The 19533-nt window shown below is 52.4% G+C and carries 12 protein-coding genes; 6 read left to right on the top strand and 6 right to left on the bottom strand.

Features of this window, described 5'->3' with window-relative positions:
* Positions 1–588: 588 nt before the first annotated feature.
* The 3 genes from ACG2E4_RS09860 (at position 589) to ACG2E4_RS09870 (ending at position 5505) form a co-directional block, all read left to right on the top strand.
* Entirely contained in the window at positions 589–2196 is a 1608-nt protein-coding gene (locus ACG2E4_RS09860) for an AAA family ATPase (protein ID WP_395276433.1), read from the top strand.
* Between the two features lie 215 nt (positions 2197–2411).
* Entirely contained in the window at positions 2412–4247 is a 1836-nt protein-coding gene (locus ACG2E4_RS09865) for a sulfatase-like hydrolase/transferase (protein ID WP_395276434.1), read from the top strand.
* Between the two features lie 124 nt (positions 4248–4371).
* Positions 4372–5505 (top strand): site-2 protease family protein, encoded by a 1134-nt coding sequence (locus tag ACG2E4_RS09870; protein ID WP_395276435.1) that lies wholly within the window; start codon positions 4372–4374, stop codon positions 5503–5505.
* A 411-nt stretch (positions 5506–5916) separates the two neighbouring features.
* On the opposite strand, the gene ACG2E4_RS09875 is transcribed toward ACG2E4_RS09870, so the two are convergent.
* The 3 genes from ACG2E4_RS09875 to ACG2E4_RS09885 form a co-directional block, all read right to left on the bottom strand.
* The gene (locus ACG2E4_RS09875) at positions 5917–6147 is read right to left on the bottom strand and encodes a hypothetical protein (RefSeq protein ID WP_395261294.1); all 231 of its coding nucleotides are present in this window, start codon (positions 6145–6147) and stop codon (positions 5917–5919) included.
* Positions 6148–6290: 143 nt separating this feature from the next.
* Entirely contained in the window at positions 6291–6695 is a 405-nt protein-coding gene (locus tag ACG2E4_RS09880) for a TraR/DksA family transcriptional regulator (protein ID WP_395261295.1), read from the bottom strand.
* 329 nt (positions 6696–7024) lie between these two features.
* Positions 7025–7564, bottom strand: coding sequence for a carboxymuconolactone decarboxylase family protein (locus ACG2E4_RS09885; protein WP_395276436.1), 540 nt, complete (start codon positions 7562–7564; stop codon positions 7025–7027).
* 410 nt (positions 7565–7974) lie between these two features.
* Between ACG2E4_RS09885 and ACG2E4_RS09890 the strand changes: the two genes are divergently transcribed.
* Positions 7975–9405: an AMP-binding protein gene (locus ACG2E4_RS09890; RefSeq protein WP_395276437.1), complete on the top strand. Its 1431-nt coding sequence runs from the start codon at positions 7975–7977 to the stop codon at positions 9403–9405.
* A gap of 45 nt (positions 9406–9450) precedes the next feature.
* Here the strand turns inward: ACG2E4_RS09890 and ACG2E4_RS09895 are convergent, their stop codons facing one another.
* Positions 9451–11991: an RND family transporter gene (locus tag ACG2E4_RS09895; RefSeq protein ID WP_395276438.1), complete on the bottom strand. Its 2541-nt coding sequence runs from the start codon at positions 11989–11991 to the stop codon at positions 9451–9453.
* A 543-nt stretch (positions 11992–12534) separates the two neighbouring features.
* Here ACG2E4_RS09895 and ACG2E4_RS09900 point away from each other — a divergent pair.
* Positions 12535–13392 carry a family 16 glycosylhydrolase gene (locus ACG2E4_RS09900; protein ID WP_395276439.1) on the top strand — a complete coding sequence of 286 codons (858 nt, stop codon included), beginning with the start codon at positions 12535–12537 and terminating at the stop codon, positions 13390–13392.
* 68 nt (positions 13393–13460) lie between these two features.
* Positions 13461–15017, top strand: a complete 1557-nt coding sequence (locus ACG2E4_RS09905; protein ID WP_395276440.1) for an arylsulfatase — start codon at positions 13461–13463, stop codon at positions 15015–15017.
* Between the two features lie 153 nt (positions 15018–15170).
* On the opposite strand, the gene ACG2E4_RS09910 is transcribed toward ACG2E4_RS09905, so the two are convergent.
* Both ACG2E4_RS09910 and ACG2E4_RS09915 read right to left on the bottom strand, forming a co-directional pair.
* A complete protein-coding gene (locus tag ACG2E4_RS09910; protein ID WP_395276441.1) occupies positions 15171–17972 on the bottom strand; it encodes a cation-translocating P-type ATPase in 2802 nt (933 codons plus the stop codon).
* A 397-nt stretch (positions 17973–18369) separates the two neighbouring features.
* A complete protein-coding gene (locus tag ACG2E4_RS09915) occupies positions 18370–19518 on the bottom strand; it encodes a chemotaxis protein CheB (protein WP_395261302.1) in 1149 nt (382 codons plus the stop codon).
* Positions 19519–19533 lie beyond the last annotated feature (15 nt).

Below are 19533 nucleotides of genomic sequence, written 5' to 3' on the forward strand. Positions count from 1 at the left end.
GCATGTTCAGTTTTAAAATCAATGCAACTCACTGTATATCAAAGCATTATGAGAAATTTATATTCATTTTTGTGAGAAATACAGGTTAGAGCGTACTCAAAAGTAATTCCTTCCTCTGCTGCCTCATGTTATTGGATGTGCATTGAAGAGGACTTTGCAAAACCGTTGTTTTGGTCAACACCGGTAGTTTCGCGGATTTATAATTGCATCTTTACCAGCGTTGGTTTCCCAGCGGACCGAGTTCAATGGTTTAGCACAGGCGCGGTTTGGTTATTTGTGAAGAGGTTACTTGTTAAAGACAATTAATTCCTGACAACCAATAACTAATCTCCGGCGGTATATGTTGCGGTTCACTTTTTGATCATTCAAAAAACGAACAGGGAAAGTCGGTAAGGAAGCTTTAATAAGAAAAAGAGCCCTTCATCCAGGAGAATGTGACTCCCCGGGACGGAAGTGCTTCTGGCTGAGTACCATATAGCAACAGGATCTCCAATTCCGAATCGGAAAAGCAGACATCAAAAGGGATGAATAAATTTATATATTGACTAATTCACAACAGTATTCCCACGATAAAATCCGTTATGCCACATGGCGCTTACTTCTGATCAATATTCCCGGCTCCTCCAGTTCCTTGAGCAGACAGATTCATATCCCCACCAGCCGGAAGAGGTGAAGCATATTCAAACCCACATCTCCCATGTCTTTATGGCGGGGGACTACGTGTACAAGATAAAGAAACCGGTCGATTTTGAGTTTCTCGACTACAGTACACTTGCAAAGCGCAAACATTTTTGCGAGCAGGAGGTAACACTAAACCGACGTCTTTGCGAGGATGTCTACCTTGGTGTAGTACCGATCGGCAGGACAGGCGGCACATTCGCGCTGGAAACACAGGAAGCCGATATCGTGGAATACGCGGTAAAGATGAAAAAACTGGACAGTGAGTATTTCCTGCACACATTGATTGAACGCGACAACCTGACCAACGATCACCTGGAGCGCGTTGCCGACAAGCTGGCATCGTTTTATTCCGCTCAGCAGCGGGACGATCAGATCCTTCAGTACGGTACCATTGAAAAGGTTAAATTCAACACCGACGAAAATTTCAGGCAGACCCGCCCGTATATTGGTGAGACAATCGATCAGCTCTCTTTTGACGCCATTCAGGCATACACCGACAGCTATTTTAAACGGCGGAAGAGCCTGTTTCAGCGCAGAATTGAAGAAAACCGGATCGTTGACGGGCACGGCGACCTCCACCTCGACCATATCCATATCACCCCCGAAAAGGTTCGGATCTATGACTGCATCGAATTTAATGAACGATTTCGTTATGGTGACCTGGCCGCCGACCTGGCATTCCTGGCAATGGACCTCGATTTCAGGGATCGCTGGAGAGAGGAGCGCTATTTTGTGAACCGGATGGCCGACAAGCTTGACGATCCCGATCTCCCCGGAATACTAACGTTCTACAAATGTTACCGCGCCTACGTCAAGGGAAAGGTCAAGAGCCTGCAGAGCGGAGAAGAGGAGGTACCCCGGGCGGAACGCCGGGAGGCTGCCGGGATCGCCCGCCGATATTTTGATCTTTCGCTGCGCTATGCCCTGCTGGGCTCGGAACCGACGGCCTGTATCGTCATGGGGCGGATCGGCAGCGGCAAGAGTACATTGGCCGAAATGATGGCCGAGACGCTTTCACTTCCGATCTTTTCATCCGACCGCATACGTAAGTCGATGGCGGGCCTGCCGCTGCACGAGCGAACGCCGGATGAAACCCGCCCGGCCCTCTACTCTCAGGCGATGTCTGACAAGACCTATAATGAACTTCAACAGCGGGCGATCGAACAACTGAAGCAAGGGACAACAGTCATACTGGATGCGACGTACAGCGATCGGCAAAGCCGGAAAAATCTGGTGGAGCTGCTGGCCCGCCATAATATGGATTACCTGTTCATCGAGGCGAACGCCTCGGACGAAACCATCAAGGAACGGCTGAAAAAGCGGGAGGGTGGCCAGGTGGTATCGGACGCCCGGCTGGAAGATTTTGAAGCGCTGGATCAAAATTACACTCCGCCGGCGGAGATAGCGGCCTCACACCTCCTCTCTGTCAGTACGGAACAACCGTTCCTGGATACCCGCGAAGAGCTCTACCGAAAGCTGGTAAAGCGCCACCTCGAAAAAGAGAAAGATACATAATACTACTGGTCCCTGGTCCCTCGTCCCTTCGGCAGATAACTTTACAGAGAGCCGACCACGGTTTGCTCAATCGAAAAATAGATGCTATATACCCTGAGTAAGGAAAATGTGGAATTTATAAGGCATTTACCGGTCACCGGATTTATTATTAAGAGGGTTTTTAATAAACGGTTTTGCCAAGATCTTTAGAAATAAAAAACAGGGATGAGGACAACATGATGATTAAAACACGTATCGGGGTTATCGTCTTAATCGCAATATTGGGCTGGGGATGCAGCCCGGAAGAAGAACCTTCAGTGGAACGACCCAACATTTTATGGATCACCAGTGAAGACAACAGCCCCTACCTGGGCGCCTATGGAGATTCACTGGCAGATACCCCGAACCTCGATCGACTGGCCGAGCGCGGGACCGTGTATGAAAACGCATTTGCCACTACCCCGGTCTGCGCGCCCTCGCGGTTCACTCTTATCACCGGGCTGTACGCCAACGCAATGGGTACCGAAAATATGCGCAGCACGTTTCCCATTCCCGAACAGATCCGGTTTTTTCCCAAGTACCTTCGGGATGCAGGGTATCATACCACCAACAATGTAAAGAAGGATTATAACACGATTGATCAACCCGAAGCGTGGGTGGAATCCAGCGACAGCGCCACCTATAAAACACGGGAGCCGGGCCAGCCCTTCTTCCACGTGCGTAACTTTACCACTACCCACGAGAGCCGGCTGCATGATCCCATTGATACACTGATTCATGACCCCGAAGAGATGGAGCTCCCCCCATATCATCCGGCAACCGCGGAGATAAAGAGAGACTGGGCCCATTATTATGACCAGATTACAAAAATGGATACGCAAGTGGGACAGGTGCTCGACGAGCTGGAGGCTTCGGGGGAGGCGGAAAATACGATCATTTTCTATTACAGCGATCACGGTGGCGTGCTCCCCCGTTCAAAACGATTTATGTTTGAATCGGGGCTGCGCGTGCCGCTGATTGTCTATTTCCCGCCGAAATATGAGCACCTGGGCCCGGAGCGGGACCGGACCGACCGGCTGGTCTCGTTCGTGGATTTCCCGAAAACCGTATTGAGCCTGGCCGGAATAGAGCCGCCGGAGTATATGCATGGCAAAGCGTTCCTAGGTGAGTATGAGGATACCCCGCGAACCTACGTGCATACCTACCGCGGGCGGATGGACGAGCGTTTTGACCTGGTCCGGGCGGTGCGGGACAAAGAGTATCTCTACGTGCGCAACTATATGCCGCACCGAATCTACGGGCAACATTTGGCATATCTCTGGCGGGCGCCCTCGATGCTGAGCTGGCACCAGCAGTTTCTCGGGGGAACCCTGGATGACACCCAGCAACGTTTTTTTGAGACCAAGCCGGCCGAGGAGTTGTACAGGATAGATGCCGATCCGCACAACGTTAACAATCTTGCGGGAGATCCCGGGTATCAGGAGGTCCTGCAGCGAATGCGCGAAGCCAATGCCCAATGGATTCGGGAGCAGCAGGACCTGGGATTTATCCCGGAAGAGACGATCGACTCGCTGCGCGGCAACCGACCGTTGTATGATGCGGCCCGCGAACAGTCGATGCCGATCGATGAAATTATTGAGACCGCGGAACAGGCTACCCGCAATGCCTCAGACAACCTGGAGTTTTTGGCCGAACAGATGGATCATTCCAACGGGGCCGTCCGTTTTTGGGCTGCCACCGGGTTTTCTGTAGCCGAGCGCCAGGCGCCACAGGTGGAAGAAGTCCTGAAGCGTCACATCGATGATCCTTCGCCTGCAGTGCGCGTAGCCGTGGCGGAAGCGCTGTACCGGCATGGATTCCGCACCGCCGGTCTGGAATTGCTGGAGGAATCGCTTCAAGCCGACCATCCTTTTGTAAAACTGCGGGCGCTCAACACAATTGAAGCGTTGGAAATAGAGGCGCTCCCCGGCCGCATGGAGCAAATGATACAGGACCTGCCCGGGATACATGATGACGAGTGGGGCACCGATTACTATATCCGGCGGGCGGCGACATCCATAGTTGGCGAATAATCTCGGTTGGAATATTCGCAGGAGGAGTGCCGGGTAGCAAGTAATCCTAAAAAAGAGATATAACCAATACGTTTTTTGTTCTACCGGTAAACCTGCGAACTAATACACTAAAAACAGGAGAACGATGAAAAAAATGAAAGGGTCACTGTCACTTGGGCGTGTAAAAGGTATTCGCATCCAGGTGCACTGGACGTTTTTACTGCTGATTGGATGGGTGGTATTCCTGGAGTTGAGCAGGGGCAACGATCTGGCCGCCATTTTCTGGAGCATCGGTTTTGTAATGGTGTTGTTCGGTTGTGTCATTGCCCATGAACTCGGACATGCCCTGACGGCCGCTCGATACGGCATAGGCACCCGGCAGATAACACTGTTGCCGATAGGCGGAGTGGCCAGCCTCGAGTCGATGCCGGAGAATCCGAAAGAGGAACTGCTGGTAGCCGTCGCGGGTCCCGCGGTGAACCTGGTTATCGCCCTCCTTTTATACCTTGTGGTCCCGGTTGGTGACTTCATAAGCCAGGATCCGGCTCAGCTGGAAGAGACGCTGAGCGCAATCAACGCGGGTAATTTCCTGTTTTACCTGTTTTCAGCCAACCTGATGCTGGTACTTTTTAACATCATTCCGGCCTTCCCGATGGACGGGGGACGAATTCTGCGAGCTCTTCTTTCAATGAAAATGAACCGGATGCAGGCTACCCAGATCGCCGCCTGGCTGGGACAGATGGTGGCCCTGTTCTTTTTCCTGTTTGGCCTGCTGTTTAATCCCATCCTGGTACTGATCGGGGTCTTTGTGTTCTTTGGAGCGCAGGGCGAAAACATTATGGTCCAACAGATGACGTTGCTCAAAAATCGTTCAGTTGCTGAGGCGATGATGACCGACATTACGGTCCTGGAACCGGATGATCCTCTTTCCGAGGTGGTCGATCTGGTGCTTTCAGGCACAGAGCGCGATTTTGTGGTAGCTGCGGACCGTCGCGTGGAAGGCGTTCTGTATCAAACGGACCTGGTGGCGGCGTACCGGAATGGCCGGGGAGATGCCCGGGTAAGAGAGATCATGAATACCGATGTTGAACCGCTGCATCCCGATGAACCACTGAGCGAAGCATATATCAAAATCCGGTCAAGCCAAAAGGGGTTTTTCCCTGTTGTGGACCGTCAGCAGCTGGTGGGAGCGATAGATCAGAATAATATAAATGAGTTTATCGTCTTCAAGTCCTACCCCGGCATCACCGATCGAGCGGAAGTTCCCCTGAACACCTAGTGTCGTTATAGAGGTTTTTGAAAACCGTTGTTTTGACCAATCATTGTATTTTCGCGAATTTGGAATCCTTACTTATAGCTAATAAGCTCCGGTTTCAAATTCGCTCAACCTATGACCTTGACCAAAACCCCTGGTTGTTCAAAGCCCTCTTAGTAGTAATGGATCGATGCTTTCCTAAATACCTGGAAGATCTGTCAGAACATGCAGACCACTGATATAATACTGGTGTCACGTCAAATCCCGGAGTTCGGTCTGTTCCTGCCCGAACGCGGATACCCCCGATCATGCCGAACTACGCAGGCAGCTGTGAAAGATACTGTTAGAACTACTATTCTGCGGTAATCTACAGCATCAGTGTTATCTGCATTCCAGCAAACCAGGATATTCATGGTTGACATGGCACTGGAGCTACTACTGAATTTCCAGGGCCTCATCAATCTTTTCGATCACCTTTATGTGGGCCTCCTCGTTGGTTTCCCCGAACCCGCTGACCGTGCGCCCGCTGTCATTGCGGGCGGTTACCTGCACGCCATCCCACTTTTTCCTTACTTTGTGAACACTGAATCCCCGGTATCCCTGTTTTTGAAGGATCGATATACGTTCATGAAACAGGTTTTCCTGCTCTCGATCTTGTGAACTCATACCTGTCACCGCTGTTTTTTGTGGTAAGTGATTGTGGTTATGGTAAAACCGGGTACTGCCGCTGTTGGAGTGGGCGAAGCGAGATCCCGCCCCTGCTGCTGGTAGTCTCCAGAAAAGGTGCCGGGCACGTATTGGGAAGCTTTCTAACCATCCTCTGCAAGCCCCTCCTGCTTGGCCTGAATACTGTAGCGGGTATGGGGAACCGCTTCCAATCGTTCTTTTGAAATCGGCTTGCCGGTTGCCCGGCACATGCCGTACGTGCCTTTCTTTATCCGTTCCAGGGCGTCGTTGATCTCTTCTATAAATTTTTGCGTGCGCTCTTTCAGTTGATAATTCAACTCCTCCTCTTCCACATCCGATCCAACATCCCCCATATGGTGGGCAATCGAGGAATAATCCGCATCATCGACCTCTTTAAGATTGGATATGCTGTCATCCAGAACGCCAAGTGTTTGCAGGGCTTCTTTGCGTTTCTCCAGTAAAAGCTTTTTGAAATGACGTAGTTCTTTTCGGCTGAAATACTCCTTGTTCTTGTTGGAATTCATCATGTCGGCCCCTTCCATTGTTTAGTTGAATACTGTCTTGTAGAGGACTTTGCAAACCGTTTTTTTGGTCAATACCGTCATTTTTGCAAAGCCTCATGTATTACTAATAATTATTGGCACCGTAGACTATAGTAGAAAAGACCAAAAAGATGTAGTGCCAGAACTTACGCCAGGCTGCCGGTACCGGCCAGGAACGGCAGCTGTTGTTGCAGACGCCGTCCCTGGAACAGCTGCTGGCAGACCAGGGACAAAGATGGAATTCACCGCCTTGCAAGGCTTCCCTGCCCTGGATCCGCACCACGTAACAATCCCAACCAGCCTTTTAACCGCAATCAGCTGAATCTCAGGTACCCTTCCGTGGCCAGTTCTTTGCCGTGCTGGTCATACACTTCCTGGTTATCGGGGGCAAATGTGCCGAGTCCGTCTACATACCGGTTGTACATGCAGAATGCAGCCGCAATAAGTACGGTGTCATGAATTTCCTGGTCGGTTGCACCCTGCTCCCGGGCATCCACAATATCCCGTTCTGTTACATGTTTGCCGCCTTGTTGTACCTGCGCCGCGATATGCAAAAGCGCTTTCATCTTTGCACTCACCGGGGCAGACCGGTAGTCGTCCTGGACCTGTTTGACCAGTTTTTTATTACCGTCCAGCAGGTGACTAGCGGTGGCGCCGTGCGAGTTCATGCAAAACTTGCACTCGTTGCGTGCGGAAACCAGGCTTGCGATAAGCTCGCGTTCTCCTTCCGTCAACGTGGAGTCTCCCCGCAGAAGCACCTGGGCCAACTCCGAGAGCGGTTTGGCGGTTTCCTTGAATTGAGTCAACAGTCCGACAATACCGGGAAGCTGGTTTTGTAGTTCGATGTGAGCCATAAAATATCCTCGTTTACTATTTAATTGAATATGTATTATTGTAACTGATAGATCTGCAATTAATCTGACTTAATCAAGTAACATGTCAATGACTTGTCATTTTTAATGATAATATTTAACCTGCATTTTTGACCAAGAAATCGGTTTGAATGCAAGGCAATGGTGGAAATCGGGATCGAAACGTATCGTTATACATTGAGTGAGCGATTTCCACCATCAACGCAGCATACGAACCAATTTTACAGCTGGCTACACACTGTAATAGTATTTTTGGTATTGAAATAAATGTAACTCACTAAATATCAAAGCGTTACAAGAAACATAAAATTTTACTCGTGAGAAATGCAGGTTAGGGCCAGTGATAAACCAGGAGCTTTTCCCGGACCTCTCAAAATTAGAAAGACTATGTGATGGCTAAAGCAGGATTTTTTGAACAGACAAACCGTTACGTGCTTCCCAACCTGATCGATTACGGGAAGGTATACGATTCCTTCCGGTGGAATAAATATGTTACCGAGTTATCCGGTCTGCCCGACGGGGGATTGAATATAGCGTATGAGGCGGTAGACCGGCACGCCAGGAGTAGTCTCAGGAACAGGATAGCAATACGCTGGCTCGGAAGGGACGGGTCAACGGAAGAGTTTTCGTATCGCCGACTAAAAGAGGTGACCGATCGGTTTGCGAATGTGTTACAGGAGCTTGGGATCGGAAAAGGCGCCGTCGTCTCTACCCTGGCGGGCCGTATCCCGGACCTTTACATTGCTGCGCTTGGAGCGTTCAAACAGGGTAGCGTGTTCTGCCCGCTGTCGCCAGCTTCTGGGCAGGAATCGATTTTCCGGCAGCTGAACGAAGCGAAAGCGCGGGTATTGGTAACGACGGAAGCACACTACCGGCATACACTGGAGAAGGGGGTGGACCAGTTGCCCCACCTTGAATATATACTGTTGACTGATGTTGACAAAACGCAGGATCGCTCCACATACTCATTAAAGGTACTGATGAGTAAGGCGGATAAACAACTTAACATCTGTCCCACCGACCCTGACGATGCCGCCCTGTTTCATTTTACCAGGGGTGCCACCGGGAAGCCGAAGGGGGTAATCCATGTACACAAGGCTGCCCTGACCCATTATATTACCGGCAAATTTGTGCTGGATTTCCACCGGGATGACATCTTCTGGTGTACTGCGGACCCGGGGCGGGCGACGGGAATCATCTATGGGTTGTTGTCTCCTCTGCTGCACGGGATCACGAACCTGGTCGTGGAAGCCGAGTGCGACGCCCCGTTGTGGTATCAGACGCTGGAAGAGGAGATGGTGACGGTCTGGTACACTGCCCCGTCCGACATCCGCCACCTGATGCAGTCCCATATCGATGTAAATAGCGAGCTTAACCTGAACGCTCTCAGGCTTGTCCACAGCGGTGGGGAGCCATTACATCCCGAAGCGGCGCGGTGGAGCCTGGAAACGCTGGATATGCCCGTTCTTGAGCACTGGTGGCAGGCGGAGACCGGTGGCATTATGATCGCCAATTTCCCGGGAATGAAAGTCAAACCCGGCTCTGTGGGCCGCCCCCTGCCGGGGATCAGTGCCGCCATAGTGCAAAAGGGGAAGTCCGGCAAACGATTGCGATTTGTTGAGGAACCGGGAGAAACGGGCCAACTGGCACTAAAAGCGGGGTGGACCTCGATGTTTCGCGGCTACCTGGGCCAGGCCCGGCAATACAGCGACAGCTTTGTTGACGGCTGGTATCTAACCGGGGATTGGGCTCAAAAAGATGCGGATGGCTATTTCTGGATTCTGGATCGTGCCGAACAGGGAGAATCAAAAACTGCACCATGAAAAAGTGAAATGCCCGATGTGCCGGGTGTCAGATTTGCTGGCTTGTCAACGTGGAGAGCCGCCTCCCGGTTTTTCCATCATGTAAAGCATGGATGGCAACACGAGAATTGCTGCCAGCAGCGCAAGACTTATTCCCAGTATGGCTACTTCACCAATCGAGCGCATTCCGGGATGAATAGAAAATAAAAGCCCTCCAAACCCGAGCATGGTGGTAAAGGTGCTTACCGTTATGTGTTCCCCGGTTGATCTGAGAACACGCCTGATTGAGCCTTTTCCCTCCTCAAGGTATCGGTGCACAATATGGATTCCGCTGTCGTCGCCGATCCCCAGTATGGTGGGAAGAACCACCAGGTTGTAAAAGTTCAATTTCCAACCGATTATCTCCATAATGCCGAAGAGCCATATAAAGCTGGCAGCCAGTGGCACCAGGGCAAGGAGCATCCATTTAACACCACGCAGGATGAGCATTTTGAAGAGGATGATGAAAATGAGTGTTAGCATGACCATGAGGGGAGTCTCGGAAATCATCAGCTGCAGCATGTCGGAGGCAACGATCGAGGTGGAGCCTGCATAATATGTCGTCCCGTCGGGCAGGGTGACTTCACCGACATCATCTGCAAACGCAATTGAATTGCGCCCGTCGGCCAATCCTATCGACGGATGGATGATCACCAGGTTGCCGACGGCTCCTGAAGCAGAAGTAAATGGAGCGCGCAGAAACTCAGGTACGCGGTCCAGCGGAATGGGTTCCCGGGTTTGCGAGGCTCTTTTCAGTCTCTCCAGGTCACTTGAAGATTCGGAGGAACCCTCCAGAAAAGAATCATTCAGCAGCTCACGGATATCGGATATTTTTTCAAGCTTGATTCTTGCTGCCTCGCTTGAGAGCGGGTAGCGATCCTGAAAAGTTTCGACTTCCCTTATGGTGGGGCTCGTCGTGTCAGTCCTGGCCCGATGGCGCAGGATATCGGCTACTAGTGGCGCATCTTCTGAATTATTTACTATGATGTATGCCGAATTGCGGGTCCCGCGGTCACTGTACGCCCTCCAGACCAGGTAGTTCCGCCGGTTGAACTCTTCATAAGTGGGTTCCAATTCTGCAAAGTCGTATTCAAACGAAAATTGATCAAATTTTACAAAAGAAAGGGTTGTCATCACAACGGCAATCGCGACAATACCTGCGGAGATAATCTTCCAACGCCGGGTATTGGTGGGTATGGACGACGTTGTAGTTACAGATGATGGATTACTCTTTTGTGTCGCCAGGGTGTCGAGGGTTAGAAACGGACTTTTTTCCAGCAGGACGATGAGAGATGGCAAAAATACGAGGTACGCAATGATCGCAAAAAGCAATCCCGTTCCTGCAATAAATCCAAACTCACTAAAGCCTTTGAAATCTGCGAGTGTCAGAATAAAAAAGGCGGCAGCGGTGGTCAATCCCACGACAAAAATGGCTTGCCCGGTGGTCATAAACGTCGTTACAATGGCCTGTTCAACGGAATTTCCCCCACCGCGCTCTTCGGCATAACGAGCGTAAAAATGGATGCCAAAATCGATCCCCATTCCAAATAAGAGAAGTCCCAGGGTTGAGGTCATGATATTGAGGCTGTTGAACGTGAGCTGCGCAATCCCAAACGTCCAGCAGAGGCTGAGTACCAGGGGCAACCCCATAATAAGTGCATGTGCCGGGGTGTGGGAGAGCTGTTCAATAAGCCATCTTGCTTTGAGCTTTTTGCCGTATCGAACCCGGTACCCCTTGTAGTAGAAATAGCATGTAACCGCCAATAACAACATGAAGACCCCGGTGCCAAAAGAGGCGATGACATCGCTGGTGATGGTCTCAATCTCGATCAGTGTCCGTAGTAACCGACCCGCTGCCGCCACCTCCATTTCAGGATGAAAGGACGCTGGATTGAGATCTGCGATTAGCGCATCAAGTTCGGCATATGCATTACGGATGAATGACAGATCGGTCTGGGTACCTTTTGGAAACAATTTGACAGCCAGCACCGCAGAGTCGGCCGACATGATGTATTCCGATCCCACGAGCTCACTGTAGCGCCGGGCCAGCTCCGAACCGACCGAGTCTGATTCGATCTCCTCTTCCTCCAGTTCAAAATAAAAGGGATTGGCTTGGCGGCGCGATTCCTCAATCGCAGTTTCAAGGTACTCCTGAAGCTGGTCAAGTTCCTCCCCGGTTGCAAAGTAGAGTGCATTATTTTCCAGAAAATCGATATTGCGTCGGAATTCAGCCCGCACAAAGTAGGGTTCCCCGCTTGTGGGATTTATTAGTTCAAGGGCCCGGGGAACGAGCGTTTCTGCAAATCTTTTGTTGGCTTCAAAAGATGGGCTCTGGATAGCCACCGCGGCCTCGTGTTCTCCTCCCACTTGTTCCCGCAACGTATTCAATGCCTGGACGCTGGGATAGTCCCCGGGAATCAGCTTGGAGAGGTCATTGTCAATCTGCAGGTTACGGGCCAGCATAAACCCCGCCGTGGCCAACAGGATACTTGTTGCCAGTACCTTCAGGGGGTGCCGGGTTACAAACCGGATGCCGGGCCGAAGATGATTAAATAGCCAGTCGATCATGGGCTCGGCTCCTTATTAACATCACCGGCCGGGCCGGGCAATCTGTGCGATTTATGTACCTCGCGCAACATCGGTCGTTCCTGCATTTTCCTTCCTATTCGACATGTCCTCAATGATTTGGGTAAATATATCCGCTCATGTGAAGAATAGAACTTATACTTGGGAATAAAGGAATCGCTTTTACTCAATATCGTGTGGAGTGGAGCAGTACTGATATGTAAGAAAAGTCCCTACAAGAACACCTTGCAAAACCGTGTACGAGGCAGTACCGGGGCTCCTGCTGACAATCCGATATCTGCATTCGAATATTTGCTGAGTATTGATATATTGGATTTTTAACAGACTTGAAGCCGGGGAGGAATTTCTGAAGCAGCAGGCAACATTGAGCAGGCTTGAACGGACAGAGAGAATAATTATGGAAATCCGGGGCTCTTTGAGAATATTACCTGGCGAACAGTTCCGCAACTGAATTCCAGTACTTTTTACAGGGATATAACGAATAACCGATACCGGAAGATGCTAAATCGAATACCAGTTTTATTGATGATGTTGGCAGTTGCCGGCTGCGGTCCCGCGGAACCGTCTCCTTATCAGCCCGATAATACACTTCCTGGTATCGAGGGTTATGAGCTCGTATGGCATGATGAATTCAACGAGGGAAAAAAGCCCGATACATCAGACTGGTCGTATGAACACGGGTTTGTTCGGAATGAAGAATTGCAGTGGTATCAGTCGGACAACACCCGCATCGAGAATGGAAGACTGGTGATTGAAGGGCGCCGGGAACGGGTAAAAAATGAGTTTCACGACTCCACAAGCTTAGATTGGCGAAAACATCGACCCCTTGCCGAGTATACCTCCTCGAGTATCAATACGCGGGGCAAGCAGTCATTTCAGTACGGTATCGTTGAAGTTCGCGCGCGCATCGATACCGCCAGGGGCCTGTGGCCGGCCATCTGGATGCTGGGCACCCACCCCGAACGCGGCTGGCCCGCCAACGGGGAGATCGATATTATGGAGTACTACCGGGTAAACGGGGAGCCCTCTATCCTGGCCAATGCCGCCTGGGCGGATGAGGAACATAATCCAATTTGGGATGACGAGAAGATTCCGTTTGAACAGTTTCTTGAGAACGACCCGGAGTGGCCGGAGAAGTATCACACCTGGAAAATGAAATGGGACGAGGAACGAATCAGTTTATTCCTGGATGACCAGTTGCTGAACGAAATTGATCTCGCTGAAACACTGAATCCGGATGGGTTTAATCCTTTTCACCAGCCCCATTATATCCTGCTTAACCTGGCAATCGGCGCCAACGGCGGGGATCCCTCAGGAACAGATTTCCCAAAACAATACGAGGTGGATTACGTCCGCGTATACCAGGAACGCAGCGATTCGTGAAGCCGCTTGAAGTTCGGGCAAAGAAAACGGGAATTTTAAAATTCAGTCACATATAAATAAGGAACAAGATGGTACAATTAAGACCGGTAACAAGGCAGGCGTTAACAGGAATACTGGTATTGATGTTGGCTTTCTGCTTGGGATGCAGCGGGGAGGACAGTCGGGAAAAAAATAATGCCAATCCGAACATTGTGCTCGTGCTGGCCGACGACCTGGGCTACTCAGATATCGGGGCGTACGGGTCCGAAATCTCGACTCCAAACCTGGACCGCCTGGCCGAAAACGGGATCCGTTTTACCCGCATGCACAACACCAGCAAGTGCTTTCCCTCGCGGGCGGTGCTGTTGACCGGCCTGTATGCCCAGCAGAGTGGGATGCACGAGCAGCCGGAAGATTTTCACCATTCCGTGATGTTCGGAGAGGTACTGAAGCGGGCGGGCTATCGCACGCTGTTCGTGGGGAAGCACCACGGTACCGACAATCCGCATGAATGGGGATTTGATCACTATTGGGGCCTGCGCGACGGCGCTGCCAACTACTTTAATCCCGGCGAACAGCGCCCCTCCGATCCGGGTCCCCCCGCCCAGAAAGAATGGGCCTACCCGCGCACATTCGCCTTTGACGATTCGCTGGTGGCTCCCTTTACCCCTTCCGAAGATTATTACGGCACCGACAGCTGGACTGACTGGTCGATTGAGCTTCTCGGGCAATACGAGGAAGAAGAAAAACCATTCCTGCTGTACTTGTCCTACCAGGCCCCGCACGACCCGCTGCAGGCGCCCGAAGAGTCGGTCCGAAAATATGAAGGTGTCTACGAGAACGGATATGAGGCGATTGCCCAGGCCCGGTATGAACGCCAGATCGAAATGGGCCTGCTGGACGACCGCTACCCCCGATCGGAGCCGGAATACCCGCAGTGGGAGGAGCTGAGCGACTCGGCCCGGGCCGACCAGGTCCGCCGCATGCAGGTGTATGCCGGCATGATCGACCGGATGGACCAGAATATCGGGCGGCTGATCGAGACCATTAAGGCGATGGGAGAATGGGAAAACACACTGTTTATGTTTGCTTCCGACAACGGCGCCTCGGCCGAGGTCGTGCAGATAGGTGAGGGACCAATCGGATCCCTCACGCGCTGGGCCTCCCTGAAGGAGGACTGGGCGAACGTGGCCAACACGCCGTTCCGAAAGTACAAAAACTACTCCCACGAAGGCGGCACGGCCACCCCCTTCATCGTGCACTGGCCGGAAGTGATTGCCGATGGAGGAGCGGTGAATCACACCCTGACCCATTTTATTGACCTGATGCCTACCCTTATCGACATAACGGGAGCTGAATACCCGGAGCGCTATAAAGGGGAAGAGGTGTATCCCCTGGCGGGCGTTAGCATGCGGCCCCTGTTTGAAGGTGGAAACATAGAACGTGAGTCCCCGCTTTACTACGACTGGGGAGAGGGAAGTGCCATCCAAACCGAAGAGTGGAAACTGGTGCGCTGGGGATCCGAATGGGAGCTGTACGATATGCAGAACGATCGCACGGAGACAACCAACCTGGCGGGGGAACATCCGGAAATAACCCGGGAGCTGAAACAAAAATGGCGGGAATGGTCCCAAACGTGGAAATGAAAAAAAGAGACACCTCGTCTGAACAATCGTCTCTTGTTTCACATTAAGACTTCTTCATCAGCCTTTCCCTCTTCATTTTTCACCAAGAATAAACTATAAAATCAACGGCAGCGATGTACGGTATGCTTCCAAAACCTGGAACAAGTGATCTCGCTACAATGCCCCAAGTCCGGCAGCCTGGCTGGTTCTTTTGGATTTAAGCCAGATCCAACTCTGGCCGGCGATCAACGGGATGAGGCTAAATCCGAGTACGATTCCCCATCCAACAATTCCCGGAGGCTGGACCTGGAGGACGGCTGCAATCGGTGGAATGTATACCGCCAACAGCAGGAGTAACACGCACAGGAGCAGCGCTCCCCACACCCACCCGTTTCGGATTATGGTGTTATCAAGGATGCCCGAGGAGCTGCTGCGCATGTTGAAAACATGCCACAGCTGTGTCAGCGCCAGCGTCAGGAATGAAAGCGTGACAGCAGCACGATTATCCAGTTCCAGTACCCAGAGGGCAATATACAAGACGCTCAACACCGATCCCGTAATAATCAACCCGTAAACGAAGATGCCTTTCCAGTGCGTGTCGTCCAGTATCGGCTCCTCGGGCGGTCGGGGCGGCCGCTCCATGACACCGTCTTCGGCCTCTCCCACGCCGAGAGCCAGGGCCGGAAACACATCGGTAACGAGATTCAGGAACAAGATCTGGAGCGGAAGAATCGGCAGGGGAGTCCCCAGCAGCGAAGCGATTCCCACAACGAGCACCTCGCTGACATTGCATGACATCAGGTAGTAGATAAAGCGACGAATATTTCCAAAGATAATACGCCCCTGCTCAATAGCGGCCACAATCGAAGAAAAGGAGTCGTCGGTGAGCACCATGTCAGCCGCCTCGCGGGCCACCTGGGTGCCCCGCTGTCCCATGGCAATGCCGATATCCGCTTTTTTCAACGCCGGGGCGTCGTTGACGCCGTCTCCGGTCATCGCCACGATATGCCCCTCTTGCTGGTAGAGCTCGATCAGGTTTAGCTTCTGACCCGGACTTATCCGAGCGAATATAGATGTTTCCAATACCGCACGTTTCTCTTCCGGCACGGATTCCAGCTCCTCATTCGACGGCAGATCATTTCCGTGGATAACCTCTGGCAGCTCCTCCTCCCCACCAAGCAACCCGACGGCCCCGGCGATATACCGCGCCGTTTCGGACTGGTCTCCGGTGATCATGATGACACGTATGCCGGCTTTACGACAGCGCTCAATAGCCGGTGCAATATCCTTCCTGGGGGGATCCAGCAGGGCAACCAGTCCCGTGTAAATGAGATGTTCGTAGGGATCTGCTTCCGTCTCATCCGAGCCCTTATAGGCAAGCGCAAGCATCCGCAGTCCCTGTGCCGCCAGCTCCCGGTTTACCTTTTTCAACTCCTCTTTTTTTTCTGGTGTCAGGGGTTTCACGCTGCCCTGTTCCAGGATGCGATCGCACACCTCCATCACAGCTCCCGGTGCTCCTTTTACATGGACCCGGTACTGACTCTCCCCATCCTCAACCCGGTTCCAGGTCGCCATCATCTTGACCTCCGGATCAAATGCCTCTTCCCGCACTTCAGGATACCGTTCGGCCAGATCGGACGCCTCAATTCCAGCTTTTCTCCCTGCGGTCAGCAACGCAATTTCAAGAGGATCTCCCGTGCCACCTCCGGACCCGGCATCCCCACGGGGGGCGCCCCGGTTGTCCAACGACGCATTGTTGCACAAGGCCCCGATCTCAAGCAACCTCTTCAGGCCCGGTTCCGGTTCCAACACCGGTTTTTCGCCGATATCCCCGGCTGTTCCCAATCCGTTCTGTTCGGTTACTGCCAGGTCATTCCCTTCTCCGTCCGCATCCAGCTCTATGGGACCTCCGGGCAGCACCGCCATCGTTACAGTCATCCTGTTTTCAGTCAGCGTACCAGTCTTGTCGGTGCAGATGATGCCGGTGGCCCCGAGTGTTTCCACGGATGAGAGCCGGTTAACAAGGGCATTCCGCGAGGCCATAATGCGGAGTCCCTTGGCCAGGGCGATGGTGGCTACCACCGGCAGGCCCTCCGGTATGGCGGCAACCGCCAGGGCGATACCGGTTTCTATCATCAGAAAAAGCTCTTTGCCGGCAACAATACCGGAGATCACCACAAACAGGGCGATAATAAGCGTCACAATAATGAGACGGTGCCCCAGCTTGTCGAGTCGCTCCTCGAGCGGTGTCTGCTGCTCCTCCGCTTCCTCAACCAGCGACGATATGGTTCCCAGTTCGGTCTTGGTGCCGGTCGCCACGACTACACCCTCCCCGGAACCGCGCGTGACAGCGGTCCCCTTGTAAAGCATATTCCGGCGTTCTGCAAGAACCGTATCCTCGTCAACGGGATCTTTCTCTTTTGCCACCGGAAGGCTCTCCCCGGTCAATGCGGACTCATCCGCCTGCAGTCTTGAGGCCTCGGTAATACGGAGGTCGGCCGTAATAACATCCCCTGCCTCAACAAGCACAATATCTCCCGGTACCAGGTCGGTGGCATCGATCTCCTCCACCCGGCCCTCGCGCCGTACCCGTGTTCGCATTTTGCCCAGCTTAAAAAGGGCTTCCATGGAGCGTATCGCACGAAGCTCGGTAAAAAATCCGATCAGCGTATTGATGATAATGACCACAAGTATCGCCCATCCCTCAATCCATTCTCCAAACCAGAATGCTACCGCCGCGGCTGCCGCCAGGAGCCCGATGATGAGACTTTGAAACTGTTCTGCCAGGATGAGCCAAAGCGATCTCTTCTTGTGCTCCCTGAGCATGTTGGGACCGTATTGCTGCCTTCGCTGATGCACCTCCTTCGCGGAAAGCCCTTTTTCGGGATCGGTGTTACATTCACGAATCACTTCGTCCGCCGGTTTTGCCCACGTCGTTTGGATGTCGCCCGGGGAGGTGGAAGGGAAATCCTTCATGGTCGGCCGCTGAGATATGACATTTTTGGGATGCAATGCGCTGGGATGATGAATGATTACAAGAGGTTAATACTAAATTCGCAACTCGACAAGCTGTACTCGCCAACTGAAAGTGAGACTCACTCTAACCAACAGTCAGCGAATACACAAATCTTGAGGCCTTTCCAAATCATTTACCCCTATTATGAGCTTGTCACAGAATCTGTAAATCACGATGTACCTTTTAATCGAAAGGGGCCTCCCCATGTTCAGTATGACTGCCCGGTGTTGCAAAGGTCTTAATAAATAATTGAAAAGGGAGCCCATCATCCGTCGGACGGCAAAACCTTTTACCCGACGAATCATTGAAGATTCTCAAATACTACCTGCACAGTGCATACAGGTAGTGTCACAGGCCCTAATTCAACGTACTGAACAGGTGCCGGTCGATATTTCGGGCAGGTATTGACTTTACCGGCATCGCCTTTTCCTCAACCGAATCGGAACTATTCAGGGTGCGGATGGCGCCCTCATCCCGCAAAACAAACTGCCGGAGCATCTGTTCAACCGGAATCACGGCATCACAATATCTCTTTTTTATGACGGCCAGCGGAAGATCCCCCACGAGGGCAGAACGGTGATCCTGGACCAGCACATGTCCCCCGGCCTGCCTGACAGCCCCCGCTCCCGCAATACCATCAGTGCCGTAGCCGCTAAGGATAACCCCCAAAGCCCCGGGTCCGTACAACCGGGCTGCGGACCGAAACAGCAGGTCGATGGAGGGACGGACCCCATTTTCACGTGGACCCCGATGCACTTTTAGCTGGGTCTCGTTGCCGGTGCGGAACACCTCGGTATGGTACCCGCCCGGAGCGATCCATATCGTTCCCGCTTTTAACGGAACCCCGTTTTGAGCTTCTCGAATTTTGAGCGCAGACAGCTCGTCGAGCCGGTGTGCGAGCACTTTCGTATAGTATCTTGGAAAATGCTGTACCACGACGACGGGAACAGCGAAATTTTCAGGCAATGTTTCTATCAGCCTGAAAAGGGCGGGCGGTCCCCCGGTGCACCCTCCCACGACAATTAGATTCAGCGGCCAGACTGATTGAAGATCTCCCTGCCTTTGCTCCTCCGCCGGGGCCGGCAATGGCCGTTTTTTTCTGCCTTTCGCCTTTAGCGATGTTTTGACAATAGGAAGCAGCCGCTTGGCCAGATGGCGATCGGCAAAAAGCATGGAATTACAATCCGCCGGCTTGGTTATCACATCAATGGCCCCCAGTCTAAGCGCAGCTATGGCGAGCGCTGCACCCGGTTCCGAGCGCTCGCTCAAAATAACAACCGGCAGATCCGGAAAGCGTATCTTAATGGTGCTTAGCAGGGCGATCTCCTCTACCTCCGTCGGCTTGACACCCAACAGAAGCAGGTCCGGGGCTGCGTGGGAGATATCCTGAACGGCACTACCGGGGTCCCCACTGATAATCAATCGGTATTCGGACTGTTCGCGCAGTATCTTGGCGATAGCACGACGGGCGATCAGGTCGCTATCGATCAGTAAAAGAGTCTTCATTTTGGTATCCTCTTT

The sequence above is a fragment of the Halalkalibaculum sp. DA384 genome (assembly GCF_043951955.1).
Classification (GTDB): Bacteria; Bacteroidota; Rhodothermia; order Balneolales; family Balneolaceae; genus JAMQKA01.